This is a genomic window from Enterobacter sp. PP-008-ECC_S150 (assembly GCF_045257065.1).
In the GTDB taxonomy this organism is placed as follows: domain Bacteria; phylum Pseudomonadota; class Gammaproteobacteria; order Enterobacterales; family Enterobacteriaceae; genus Enterobacter; species Enterobacter chengduensis.
On the sequence record NZ_JBJHHG010000039.1, the window covers coordinates 14127 to 26322 of the forward strand.

A 12196-nucleotide genomic window follows, 5' to 3' on the forward strand; every position below is an offset into this window, starting at 1 on the left:
CAATGCAGGGTTCTGTGACAGAGTTTCTAAAACCGCGCCTGGTAGATATCGAGCAAGTGAGTTCGACGCACGCCAAGGTGACCCTTGAGCCTTTAGAGCGTGGCTTTGGCCATACTCTGGGTAACGCACTGCGCCGTATTCTGCTCTCATCGATGCCGGGTTGCGCGGTGACCGAGGTTGAGATTGATGGTGTACTTCATGAGTACAGCACCAAAGAAGGCGTTCAGGAAGATATCCTTGAAATCCTGCTCAACCTGAAAGGGCTGGCGGTGAGAGTTCAGGGTAAAGATGAAGTTATTCTTACTCTGAATAAATCTGGCATTGGCCCTGTGACTGCAGCCGACATCACCCACGACGGTGATGTTGAAATCGTCAAGCCGCAGCACGTGATCTGCCACCTGACCGATGAGAACGCAGCGATTAGCATGCGTATCAAAGTTCAGCGCGGTCGTGGTTATGTGCCGGCTTCTGCCCGAATTCATTCGGAAGAAGATGAGCGCCCAATCGGCCGTCTGCTGGTCGACGCATGCTACAGCCCTGTAGAGCGTATTGCCTACAATGTTGAAGCAGCGCGTGTAGAACAGCGTACCGACCTGGACAAGCTGGTCATCGAAATGGAAACCAACGGCACAATCGATCCTGAAGAGGCGATTCGTCGTGCGGCAACCATCCTGGCAGAACAACTGGAAGCTTTCGTTGACTTACGTGATGTACGTCAGCCGGAAGTGAAAGAAGAGAAACCAGAATTCGATCCGATCCTGCTGCGCCCTGTTGACGATCTCGAATTGACTGTCCGCTCTGCTAACTGCCTCAAGGCAGAAGCTATCCACTATATCGGTGATCTGGTACAGCGTACCGAGGTTGAGTTGCTGAAAACGCCGAACCTGGGTAAAAAATCTCTTACTGAGATTAAAGACGTGCTGGCTTCACGTGGTCTGTCTCTGGGCATGCGCCTGGAAAACTGGCCACCGGCAAGCATTGCTGACGAGTAACCGGATCACAGGTTAAGGTTTTACTGAGAAGGATAAGGTCATGCGCCATCGTAAGAGTGGTCGTCAACTGAACCGCAACAGCAGCCATCGCCAGGCTATGTTCCGCAACATGGCAGGTTCACTGGTTCGTCATGAGATCATCAAGACGACCCTGCCTAAAGCGAAAGAGCTGCGTCGCGTAGTTGAGCCGCTGATTACTCTTGCCAAGACTGACAGCGTTGCTAATCGTCGTCTGGCATTCGCCCGTACTCGTGATAACGAGATCGTGGCAAAACTGTTTAACGAACTGGGCCCGCGTTTCGCGAGCCGTGCCGGTGGTTACACTCGCATTCTGAAGTGTGGTTTCCGTGCAGGCGACAACGCGCCGATGGCTTACATCGAGCTGGTTGATCGTTCAGAGAAAGCAGAAGCTGCTGCAGAGTAATCTGCAGTAACGTAAAAAAACCCGCTTCGGCGGGTTTTTTTATATCCGCGATATCCCCACTTCTCTACAATGTCTGTATCAATTCTGTTCATCCCCAGGAGCCGGTAATGTGGTTGCTTGACCAGTGGGCAGAACGCCATATACGCGATGCCCAACAAAAAGGTGAATTCGACGATCTTCCGGGCAGCGGCGAACCCATTGCGCTTGACGATGACTCGCACATTGCGCCTGAACTGCGGGCTGGATACCGTTTACTGAAAAATGCAGGCTGTCTCCCTCCGGAACTTGAGCAACGTAGAGAGGCTATTGAACTGGCCGATCTGCTTAAAGGGATCCGTCAGGACGATCCGCGACATTGCGAACTTAGCCGCCGCCTCGCCCTCCTTGAACTTAAGCTGCGCCAGGCAGGCATGAACACTGAGTTTCTACACGGTGAATACGGTGGAAGATTGATGCAGAAAATAAATGAGGAGTAGCTATGTACCGTATTGGTGAACTTGCGAAGCTCGCGAACGTCACGCCGGATACCATCCGGTATTACGAAAAGCAGCAGATGATCGATCATGAAGTTCGCACTGAAGGCGGTTTTCGCCTTTACACCGATAACGATCTGCAGCGGCTGCGGTTTATACGTTACGCGCGTCAGCTCGGCTTCACGCTGGATTCGATCCGCGAATTGCTGTCGATCCGCATCGATCCGGAACATCACACCTGCCAGGAATCTAAAAGCATTGTACAGGCCAGGCTGGATGAGGTTGAAGCGCGCATTCAGGAGCTGCAAACCATGCAGCGCTCTCTGCAAAGACTGAATGATGCCTGCTGCGGCACGGCCCACAGCAGTATCTACTGTTCAATTCTCGAAGCCCTTGAACAGGGAGCGAGTGGAGAAAAACAGGGCTGTTGATTTTTAGTTCATCCGGGTCTAGACTCCCGTCGTCATAAACCCTGCTCTGGAGACATTATGAGCCGCTATCAGCACACGAAAGGACAAATAAAGGACAATGCCATTGAGGCGTTACTTCACGACCCGTTATTCAGACAGCGCGTTGAGAAGAATAAAAAAGGGAAAGGAAGTTATCTGCGTAAAGACAAACATGAAAAACGGGGTAACTGGGAGGCCAGTGGCAAGCAAGCGAATCGCTTATTTACCACTGGCCTTCCTGCTTTTATCTGGTGATTAAACGCGGTTATTCTGCTCTTTTAACAGATCGCGGATTTCACTCAGCAGCACTTCTTCTTTCGTAGGCGCAGGCGCTGCAGCCGGCTCTTCTTTTTTACGGTTGAGCCTGTTGATCAGCTTGATAGCCATAAAAATGGCAAACGCCACGATCACAAAATCAAATACGTTCTGGATAAATACGCCGTAGTGCATTACGACTGCCGGGACATCGCCCTGCGCTTCACGCAGCGTGAACGCGAATTGTTTGAAATCGATGCCCCCGATTAACAATCCTAAAGGTGGCATGATAATGTCGGCCACTAATGATGAAACAATCTTGCCGAATGCTGCACCAATAATGACACCGACTGCCAAATCCACCACGTTCCCGCGCATCGCAAATTCGCGAAATTCTTTAATAAAACTCATTGTTCTCTCCTTGTGCCAGCTGACGAGTATAAGTTTAACAAATGATTAGCCAATTGCCATTCGGGATAATTAAACGTTATGAAAAATAAAAGGCACAGAAATGAAAAGGATAACGTATGGGTGTTCTTAATCGAACACCCAACTCTTTAAAGGAAGAATGGACTGGGCTGGAATAAACGTTCGACGTCGGTAATAAACTTTTTATCGGTAAGGAACATAATAACGTGATCGCCTTGCTCGATACGTAAATTATCATTGGCAATCATGACATCATTCCCGCGGACAACGGCGCCGATAATCGTGCCAGGTGGCAGCTTAATTTCATCAATCGAACGGCCCACGACGCGTGACGTGGTTTCATCTCCATGCGCTACGGCTTCAATGGCTTCCGCAACACCGCGGCGTAGCGATGACACGCCAACGATATCCGCTTTACGAACATGGCTCAGGAGCGCGGAAATTGTCGCCTGCTGCGGCGAAATGGCAATATCAATCACGCTGCCCTGGACCAGATCGACATACGCCTTGCGCTGGATAAGCACCATGACCTTCTTTGCCCCCATACGCTTGGCGAGCATGGCGGACATTATATTTGCCTCGTCGTCGTTGGTGACGGCAATAAAGAGATCAACTTGATCAATATGCTCTTCAGCCAGCAGCTCCTGATCTGACGCATCACCATAAAATACGATCGTATTTTGCAGTTTTTCCGCCAGCTCAGCAGCACGCTGCTGATCGCGCTCGATCAATTTTACGCTGTAATCTTTTTCCAGCCGGTGAGCCAGACCTGCACCGATATTGCCGCCGCCGACCAGCATAATGCGTTTGTAGGGTTTTTCGAGACGCTGAAGTTCACTCATCACAGCACGAATATGCTGCGAGGCCGCAATAAAGAACACCTCATCACCCGCTTCGACAATCGTGGAGCCCTGTGGGCGGATTGGCCTGTCGTGACGGAAAATGGCGGCGACGCGCGTATCGATATGCGGCATGTGCTCACGCATAGTGGAAAGCGCATTGCCGATCAATGGTCCACCGTAATAGGCCTTCACCACTGCCAGGCTCACTTTGCCCTCGGCAAAATTCACCACCTGCAGGGCGCCAGGATATTCGATCAGGCGATAGATATTGTCGATAACCAGCTGCTCAGGTGCGATGAGATGGTCAATCGGGACCGCTTCTGAATTGAACAGTTTCTCCGCATCACGAACGTAGTCCGGAGAGCGAATACGTGCGATTCGGTTTGGCGTGTTGAAAAGCGAGTAGGCCACCTGACAGGCCACCATATTGGTTTCGTCAGAACTGGTTACCGCAACCAGCATGTCGGCATCGTCGGCACCTGCCTCACGAAGAACGCGTGGGTGCGAACCATGACCCTGCACCACGCGCAGGTCAAACTTGTCCTGCAAAACGCGCAGACGATCGCCGTTGGTATCAACGATTGTGATGTCGTTGTTTTCGCCTACCAGGTTTTCTGCCAGCGTTCCGCCAACCTGTCCTGCACCCAGAATGATAATCTTCATATCTCGTGACCTGTTCTCAACATCACTCTTTGATTAGCTTAGCGTAAAAGAAGCCATCACCCTCTTGTGCACCCGGCAGGTTCTGCAGACCCGGGGATTCAGGCGTTCCCGTATAGCGCAGCGTAGCGTCCGGGGTACGTTTAAGGAAGGCCGCGATTTGCTGGCTGTTTTCTTCCGGCAGTATGGAGCAGGTTGCATAGACCAGCGTTCCGCCCGTTTTTAGTTGCGGCCAGATAGCGTCGAGTATGTCGGATTGCAGCTGGGCAAGTTCCTTAATATCACGATCGCGCCGCAGCCATTTAATGTCCGGATGACGGCGAATAACACCGGTTGCAGAGCAGGGGGCATCCAGCAAAATGCGATCGAATTGTGTTTCACCACACCATTCGGCGGGTTTGCGACCATCGCCTTGCTTAACCTGAGCCTTCATGCCCAGACGCTTGAGGTTGTCGTAGACGCGTGAAAGACGCTGTTCATCGACGTCCACCGCCATCACGCTGGCCTGCGGAGCCACTTCAAGGATATGCGTTGTTTTGCCCCCGGGCGCGGCGCACAGATCGAGGATCTGCTCACCGTTTTTAGGTTCAAGCCAGGTCATGCAGCCCTGAGCCGAGGCATCCTGTACGGTCACCCAGCCTTCATCAAAACCGGGTAAAGCATGTACCGGTGCCGGTGAAGCTAAGCGTACAGCATCCGGATAGGCTTCATGCGGGAATCCGCTCATTCCAGCCTCTTCCAGTAATGCCAGCCATGCGTCACGAGAGTGGTGATTACGATTCACACGCAACCACATTGGCGGACGCTGATTGTTGGCATCGGCAATCTCCTGCCACTGCTGTGGATAAGCTTTTTTCAGGCGCTTCAACAGCCAGTCCGGGTGCAGGAAACGTGCTTCGCTCTGGGCAAATTCAGCCAGCAGCTCTTCCTGCTGCCTCTGGAACTGACGCAGTACGCCGTTGATAAGCCCTTTCAGCTGAGGGCGTTTAATCGCAACGGCTCCTTCCACCGTCTCTGCCAGCGCGGCATGAGGTGGGATGCGGGTATGAAGAAGCTGATAAAAACCCACCATAATCAAATAGTGCACGGTGCGCTGCTTGCCTGTCATTGGGCGCGACATGAGCTTGTTTATCAACCACTCAAGCTGAGAAAGCGTGCGCAGAACGCCAAAGCAGAGCTCCTGAAGCAGGGCTTTATCTTTATCAGAGACTTTTTGTTGCAGGGAAGGCAGGACGTTACTTAATGACTGGCCCTGCTCGATAACCTGCTCAACGGCCTGAGCCGCCATACTGCGTAGATTTTGTTTTTTCATAACCGTAAAAATAAAAATGCCCGGAAACACCGGGCCTTAAGAATGAATTTGCTCAGGCAAGACGATTGCCCGGAATAAACCATTCGCGACGGGAATTTAACAAATCCTGAGCGCTCATGGCCTTCTTACCGGCCGGCTGTAGCGATTCAAGATTCAGGATGCCTTCTGCTGTCGCGACCTGGATACCGTTCTTGCTGGCATCAATAATCGTACCGGGTTCAGCGGTGGTCGTGCCGCTAATAACGGAGGCTTTCCAGACCTTCACCGGCTGATCGTCAATTTCTAACCAGCTCATTGGCCATGGGTTAAAAGCGCGAATGCAGCGCTCAAGCTGAGCGGCAGACAGGGACCAGTCGATCCGCGCTTCCTCTTTGCTCAGCTTTTCGGCATACGTGACCTGTGCTTCATCCTGAACTTCCGGTTTCGCCGTATTGTCAGCAAGCTGCTGGAGCGTCTCGATAAGCCCTTGTGGGCCAAGGTCTGCCAGCTTGTCATACAGCGTGGCGCTGGTATCGTCTGACGTAATGGAGCAAGCCAGCTTATACAGCATATCGCCGGTGTCTAAACCTACGTCCATCTTCATGATGGTAACGCCCGTTTCGGCATCGCCTGCCCACAGCGAGCGCTGGATAGGTGCTGCACCTCGCCAGCGCGGGAGCAGAGAACCATGCACGTTGATGCACCCCAGGCGAGGCATATCAAGTACAGCTTTTGGCAGAATTAAACCGTACGCCACCACCACCATTACGTCGGCATTCAGGTCAGCAACCAGCTGCTGATTTTCCTGCGGGCGTAACGATGCAGGCTGGAAAACGGGTAGCCCATGCTCTTCTGCCAGCACCTTGACCGGGCTCGGCATCAGTTTTTTACCGCGACCCGCCGGGCGGTCCGGCTGGGTAAAGACGCCAACGACCTGATGACCAGACGATAACAGCGCGTCAAGATGACGCGCTGCAAAATCAGGGGTTCCCGCGAAGATAATTCGTAGTGATTTAGACACGATGATCCTTGTATCCGGGGGGACGTTATGCGCGAGAACGCAAACGATCCAGTTTCTCTACTTTCTGACGAATGCGCTGCTGTTTCAGCGGCGAGAGATAATCGATAAACAGTTTACCGACCAGGTGATCCATCTCATGCTGAATACAAATCGCCAGCAGGTCGTCTGCTTCCAGCTCGAACGGGTTACCGTCACGATCCAGCGCGCGAATTTTCACCTTTTCGGCACGCGGCACTAAAGCACGCTGTTCAGGAATGGACAGACAGCCTTCCTCAATACCGGTTTCGCCGCTCTTTTCGAGCAACTCGGGGTTGATCAGCACCAGACGACCATCGCGATTTTCAGACACATCGATCACGATAATACGCTTGTGAATGTCCACCTGCGTCGCCGCCAGGCCAATGCCTTCTTCGGCATACATGGTATCGAACATATCATCAACGATACGCTGGATTTCTGCATTCACTTCTTTGACCGGTTCAGCGACGATGCGAAGGCGCTCGTCCGGAATATGTAACACTTGCAAAACTGCCATAAATTTCCAGAGTCGTGTTCAGGAGTTGATAAGAATACTCCCTCTATTCTAGACAAATCCCCCATCGATTGACAGCATCAGTGACCAATCGCAATGATTGCGGAGGCCGCTTATGGCAGGGGAAAGGATGACGTCTACCGAGATATGGCTACGGCTAATACACACAGGGTCTCTGTGTGGTGATGTAATGATGGAAGCGGCTGCACGACTGGAGAAGCTGGAAAACATCGACGCGCTCGTCGCCAGAAGCGTCGGATTGACAGCAAAGCAGGCTGAACGGTTTTTTGCGCCAGACGAGAGCGAGCTGGAACGTAGCCTGATGTGGCTTGAGCAGCCGGGAAACCACTTGTTGACGGCCAACCATCCCCTTTATCCCCCTTTACTCCGGATGATTCCGGATTATCCCGGAGCATTATTCCTGAAAGGTAATCCTGAGACGCTAAATACCATTCAGCTGGCGGTGGTAGGCAGTCGCGCGCCGTCATGGTACGGCGAGCGATGGGGAAAAATCCTGTGCGAACAGCTGTCACAAAGCGGTTTCACGATCACCAGCGGGCTGGCCTGCGGTATTGACGGCGTGGCCCACAGCGCGGCGCTGTCGGCTAAAGGACGAAGCGTCGCTGTGCTGGGGAACGGTCTTTTTAGCGTTTATCCACGGCGACATCAGGCATTAGCGATGCGGCTTGTCGAATCTGGCGGTGCAGTTGTGTCTGAGTTTCCTCTTTCCGCTCAGCCCAGGCCCGCAAACTTTCCGCGTCGGAATCGAATTATCAGCGGGCTTAGCAAAGGCGTACTGGTGGTTGAAGCGGCGCTGAGAAGCGGTTCGCTGGTCACGGCGCGGTGTGCGCTCGAACAGGGGAGAGAAGTCTTTGCCTTGCCCGGTCCGATAGGTAACCCCGGATGTGAGGGCCCCCACTGGCTGATTAAGCAAGGGGCAACACCCGTAACGGAAGTAGGGGATATTCTTGAAAATTTGCAATTTGGGCTGCAATGGCTGCAGGAAGATCCCGAAAAGCGACAATATTCATCAGATCAGGGAAAGGTGGCATTGCCATTTCCCAAGCTCCTGGCTAACGTAGGAGATGAGGTAACACCTGTTGACGTTGTCGCTGAACGTGCCGGCCAACCTGTGCCAGTAACGGTAGCACAGCTACTCGAACTGGAGTTAGCAGGGTGGATCGCAGCTGTACCCGGCGGCTATGTCCGATTAAGGAGGGCATGCCATGTTCGACGTACTGATGTATTTGTTTGAGACTTACATCCATAACGAAGCAGAAATGCGAGTGGATCAGGACAAATTGACACGGGATCTTACCGATGCGGGGTTTGAGCGGGAAGATATCTATAACGCGTTGATGTGGCTGGAAAAACTGGCTGATTATCAGGAAGGCCTCGCCGAACCGATGCAGCTTGCTTCTGACCCATTGTCAGTACGCATTTATACCGCAGAAGAGTGTGAAAGGCTGGACGCCAGCTGCCGGGGATTCATCTTATTCCTTGAGCAGATTCAGGTGCTGAACCTCGAAACGAGAGAAATGGTGATAGAGCGCGTCATGGCGCTGGATACAGCAGAATTTGAACTGGAAGATCTCAAGTGGGTGATCCTGATGGTTCTGTTTAATATCCCGGGCTGTGAAAACGCCTATCAGCAAATGGAAGAATTACTCTTTGAAGTGAATGAAGGTATGCTGCATTAATTCAATGTGCAGCACCAAGAGTTGTTATGGCCAAATCAGCACTATTCACGGTGCATAAAAATGAGCCCTGCCCGCAGTGCGGGGCTGAACTTGTTATTCGGTCCGGCAAACACGGCCCGTTTCTCGGTTGTTCACAGTATCCGGAATGTGATTATGTCCGTCCCCTGAAAAGCCAGGCGGATGGACATATCGTTAAAGTTCTGGAGGGGCAGCATTGTCCACTCTGCGAGGGTGAATTGGCCCTGCGGCAGGGGCGTTTCGGCATGTTTATTGGATGTAGCCGCTACCCGGAATGTGAGCATACGGAACAAATTGATAAGCCTGATGAAACGGCAATTGCCTGTCCTCAGTGTCAGCGCGGTCAGTTGGTACAGCGCCGCTCCCGTTATGGCAAGACCTTCCATTCGTGCGATCGCTATCCTGAATGCCAGTTCGTTATCAATTTTAAACCGGTAGCGGGTACCTGCCCTCATTGCAATTATCCGCTACTGATAGAGAAGAAAACCGCGCAAGGTTTGAAACGCTTCTGCGCCAGTAAACAATGTGGAAAGCCGGTTACGGCGGATCAAAATAGTGAATAAAAACCTGCCATCAGGCTCCATTGCGCATGCAGTGGACGTACTGAAAAATGAAGAAGTCATCGCCTATCCAACTGAAGCTGTATTTGGGGTCGGTTGCGATCCTGACAGCGAGACGGCTGTAAGCCGCCTGCTTGCCTTAAAACAAAGACCCGTCGAGAAAGGGCTGATTTTGATCGCTGCGAATTACGAGCAGCTTAAACCCTATATTGATGATTCCATGCTGACGCCAGCGCAGCGCGAGACGATCTTCTCCGCGTGGCCTGGGCCGGTGACCTTCGTCTTCCCGGCGCAGCCGACAACACCGCGCTGGTTAACCGGGCGCTTTGATTCCCTTGCCGTTCGTGTAACTGACCATCCGCTGGTGGTTGAGCTGTGCCTGGCATTTGGTAAACCGCTGGTCTCAACCAGTGCCAACCTGACCGGACTGCCACCTTGTCGGACAACTGAAGAAGTGCTGGCGCAGTTCGGGAGTGACTTCCCTGTCGCTGTCGGTGAAACGGGAGGGCGCCTGAATCCGTCTGAAATTCGCGACGCTTTGACCGGCGAACGTTTTCGCCAGGGGTAATCTCATGGAAACCTATGCTGTTTTTGGTAATCCGATTGCACACAGCAAGTCACCGTTGATCCATCAACAATTTGCGAAGCAGCTGCAGATAAATCATCCCTATGGTCGCGTACTGGCACCGGTGGATGCATTTATCCCTACGCTGGAGGCTTTTTTCGCCGCGGGCGGCAAAGGTGCGAACGTGACGGTTCCTTTTAAAGAGGAGGCCTTCGAACGTGCGGATGAGCTGACCGAGCGCGCTTCGCTGGCTGGTGCAGTCAATACCCTAAAACGGCTTGAGGATGGGCGCCTTCTGGGTGACAACACCGACGGGATTGGTTTACTTAGCGATCTGGAACGGCTGTCGTTTATTAAGCCCGGCTACCGCGTCCTGCTGATTGGCGCGGGTGGCGCATCGCGGGGCGTTCTGCTGCCTCTGCTTTCACTGGACTGTGCGGTGACCATTACCAACAGAACCTTTTCCCGAGCAGAAGCGCTGGCGGGGTTGTTTGCGCATACCGGCAGCGTGAGCGCGGTAGCGCTTGACGATCTTGCCGAACGTGAGTTCGATCTTGTCATTAATGCCACATCCAGCGGCATCAACGGTGAGATCCCGTCGATCCCCGCTTCGCTGGTCAGCGCGCATATGTACTTCTATGACATGTTTTATCAGAAAGGGAAGACGCCATTCCTGAGCTGGTGTGAACAGCGCGGCGCCAAACAGTTAGCCGATGGATTGGGAATGCTGGTGGGGCAGGCTGCGCATGCGGTGCTGCTCTGGCATGGCGTACTGCCTGCGGTTGAACCTGTCATTGAAAAGTTAAAGCAGGAGCTTTCGGCGTGAATCAGGCTATTCATTTCCCGGACAGAGAAAACTGGGATGAGCATAAACAGGCAGTCTGTTTTCCGGTGCTGGTGCACGGCATGCAACTTACCTGTGCCATTCATGGGGAAGCGCTGTTGCGTCGTTTTGGCGGTTCAGAGCCGATAGCCGTATTTTGCGAAAATCGCTGGGATCTGGAAGAGGAAGCCAGCGATTTAATCCGTGAACAGCAGGAAGACGATCAGGGCTGGGTCTGGTTGTCCTGATCCAGGTAGTCATTCTTCCAGTTAACGTAGTTGTTCGCCGAGTATTTTAACCCTTCGATCTCTGCCTCCTTCAGGGGGCGGATCTGTTTTACCGGGCTTCCCAGATAGAGATAGCCACTCTCCAGCCGTTTGTTCTGCGGGACAAGGCTACCGGCACCAATCATTACGTCATCTTCTACTATGACGCCATCCAGCAAGATCGACCCCATACCAACAAGTACGCGATTTCCGATCGTGCAGCCGTGAAGCATCACCTTATGGCCGACGGTCACCTCTTCTCCAATGATGAGGGGATTACCCTCGGGGTTATAGGCGGATTTGTGCGTGACGTGCAGAACGCTACCGTCCTGAATATTGGTACGTGCACCAATCGACACATAGTTAACATCTCCCCTTATGGCAACGAGCGGCCAGATGCTAACGTCATCGGCCATTCGGACGTCACCAATGACCACGCTGCTGGCATCGATCATCACGCGATCGCCTTTTTGAGGGAACAGATCTTTATAAGGACGTAATACTGCGGGCATATCTACCTCTAGGAATGGGCGCTATACAGAAGACTTTGATCATATTAATGGATCGTGGCAAGGCAAAATACGTCAATTTTTAAGCAGATCGGGCGGGATTTCAGCGAAAAGCGCGGAAAATCAGCAGTCGGAAAAAAAGATCTAAAAAATACTTGTGCTAAAAAATGGGATCCCTATAATGCGCCTCCATCGACACGGCAGATGTGAATCACTTCACACAAACAGCCGGTTCGGTTGAAGAGAAAAAATCCTGAAATAACGGGTTGACTCTGAAAGAGGAAAGCGTAATATACGCCACCTCGCAACGGTGAGCGAAAGCCGCGTTGCACTGCTCTTTAACAATTTATCAGACAATCTGTGTGGGCACTCAAAGTGACATGGATT

General features: G+C 52.5%; 17 protein-coding genes. 11 read left to right on the top strand and 6 right to left on the bottom strand.

Annotated elements, in window-relative coordinates; genetic code table 11:
* The first annotated feature begins 2 nt into the window (after positions 1–2).
* The 5 genes from ACJBF3_RS25100 to ACJBF3_RS25120 all read left to right on the top strand — a co-directional run bounded on the left by ACJBF3_RS25100 (position 3) and on the right by ACJBF3_RS25120 (position 2593).
* Complete coding sequence (locus tag ACJBF3_RS25100) at positions 3–992, top strand: DNA-directed RNA polymerase subunit alpha (RefSeq protein ID WP_002919219.1); 990 nt, start codon at positions 3–5, stop codon at positions 990–992.
* Positions 993–1032: 40 nt separating this feature from the next.
* A complete protein-coding gene (gene rplQ, locus ACJBF3_RS25105) occupies positions 1033–1416 on the top strand; it encodes a 50S ribosomal protein L17 (RefSeq protein WP_001216368.1) in 384 nt (127 codons plus the stop codon).
* Between the two features lie 107 nt (positions 1417–1523).
* Positions 1524–1892 (top strand): DUF1992 domain-containing protein, encoded by a 369-nt coding sequence (locus tag ACJBF3_RS25110; protein WP_045331798.1) that lies wholly within the window; start codon positions 1524–1526, stop codon positions 1890–1892.
* Between the two features lie 2 nt (positions 1893–1894).
* The gene (zntR, locus tag ACJBF3_RS25115) at positions 1895–2320 is read left to right on the top strand and encodes a Zn(2+)-responsive transcriptional regulator (RefSeq protein ID WP_023333666.1); all 426 of its coding nucleotides are present in this window, start codon (positions 1895–1897) and stop codon (positions 2318–2320) included.
* Positions 2321–2377: 57 nt separating this feature from the next.
* Complete coding sequence (locus ACJBF3_RS25120; protein WP_032644529.1) at positions 2378–2593, top strand: alternative ribosome-rescue factor A; 216 nt, start codon at positions 2378–2380, stop codon at positions 2591–2593.
* Here ACJBF3_RS25120 and mscL read toward each other — a convergent pair whose 3' ends face one another.
* The 5 genes from mscL to def all read right to left on the bottom strand — a co-directional run bounded on the left by mscL (position 2594) and on the right by def (position 7371).
* Positions 2594–3004 carry a large-conductance mechanosensitive channel protein MscL gene (gene mscL, locus ACJBF3_RS25125; RefSeq protein ID WP_023309449.1) on the bottom strand — a complete coding sequence of 137 codons (411 nt, stop codon included), beginning with the start codon at positions 3002–3004 and terminating at the stop codon, positions 2594–2596.
* A 146-nt stretch (positions 3005–3150) separates the two neighbouring features.
* Positions 3151–4527: a Trk system potassium transporter TrkA gene (gene trkA / locus ACJBF3_RS25130; protein ID WP_008503482.1), complete on the bottom strand. Its 1377-nt coding sequence runs from the start codon at positions 4525–4527 to the stop codon at positions 3151–3153.
* 22 nt (positions 4528–4549) lie between these two features.
* Positions 4550–5836, bottom strand: a complete 1287-nt coding sequence (gene rsmB, locus ACJBF3_RS25135) for a 16S rRNA (cytosine(967)-C(5))-methyltransferase RsmB (protein WP_045331812.1) — start codon at positions 5834–5836, stop codon at positions 4550–4552.
* A 52-nt stretch (positions 5837–5888) separates the two neighbouring features.
* Positions 5889–6836: a methionyl-tRNA formyltransferase gene (gene fmt, locus ACJBF3_RS25140; RefSeq protein WP_045331800.1), complete on the bottom strand. Its 948-nt coding sequence runs from the start codon at positions 6834–6836 to the stop codon at positions 5889–5891.
* A gap of 25 nt (positions 6837–6861) precedes the next feature.
* Positions 6862–7371, bottom strand: coding sequence for a peptide deformylase (gene def / locus ACJBF3_RS25145; protein WP_008503479.1), 510 nt, complete (start codon positions 7369–7371; stop codon positions 6862–6864).
* Between the two features lie 127 nt (positions 7372–7498).
* Here def and dprA point away from each other — a divergent pair, with 127 nt between their 5' ends.
* Genes dprA through ACJBF3_RS25175 form a run of 6 tightly spaced genes read left to right on the top strand, consistent with a single transcriptional unit; the run spans position 7499 to position 11282 of the window.
* Entirely contained in the window at positions 7499–8623 is a 1125-nt protein-coding gene (gene dprA / locus ACJBF3_RS25150) for a DNA-protecting protein DprA (protein ID WP_045331814.1), read from the top strand.
* Positions 8595–9068 carry a DUF494 family protein Smg gene (gene smg, locus ACJBF3_RS25155; protein ID WP_014072048.1) on the top strand — a complete coding sequence of 158 codons (474 nt, stop codon included), beginning with the start codon at positions 8595–8597 and terminating at the stop codon, positions 9066–9068. The genes dprA and smg overlap by 29 nt, the downstream gene beginning before the upstream one ends.
* 26 nt (positions 9069–9094) lie before the next feature.
* Positions 9095–9649, top strand: coding sequence for a type I DNA topoisomerase (locus ACJBF3_RS25160; RefSeq protein ID WP_045331802.1), 555 nt, complete (start codon positions 9095–9097; stop codon positions 9647–9649).
* Complete coding sequence (gene tsaC / locus ACJBF3_RS25165) at positions 9642–10214, top strand: L-threonylcarbamoyladenylate synthase type 1 TsaC (RefSeq protein ID WP_045331803.1); 573 nt, start codon at positions 9642–9644, stop codon at positions 10212–10214. The genes ACJBF3_RS25160 and tsaC overlap by 8 nt, the downstream gene beginning before the upstream one ends.
* Positions 10215–10218: 4 nt before the next feature.
* The gene (aroE, locus tag ACJBF3_RS25170) at positions 10219–11037 is read left to right on the top strand and encodes a shikimate dehydrogenase (RefSeq protein ID WP_045331805.1); all 819 of its coding nucleotides are present in this window, start codon (positions 10219–10221) and stop codon (positions 11035–11037) included.
* Positions 11034–11282: a DUF1488 domain-containing protein gene (locus ACJBF3_RS25175; protein WP_045331807.1), complete on the top strand. Its 249-nt coding sequence runs from the start codon at positions 11034–11036 to the stop codon at positions 11280–11282. The genes aroE and ACJBF3_RS25175 overlap by 4 nt, the downstream gene beginning before the upstream one ends.
* Here ACJBF3_RS25175 and ACJBF3_RS25180 read toward each other — a convergent pair.
* Entirely contained in the window at positions 11258–11812 is a 555-nt protein-coding gene (locus ACJBF3_RS25180) for a gamma carbonic anhydrase family protein (protein ID WP_045331809.1), read from the bottom strand. The two genes, ACJBF3_RS25175 and ACJBF3_RS25180, sit on opposite strands and share 25 nt — an antisense overlap.
* Between the last annotated feature and the right edge of the window lie 384 nt (positions 11813–12196).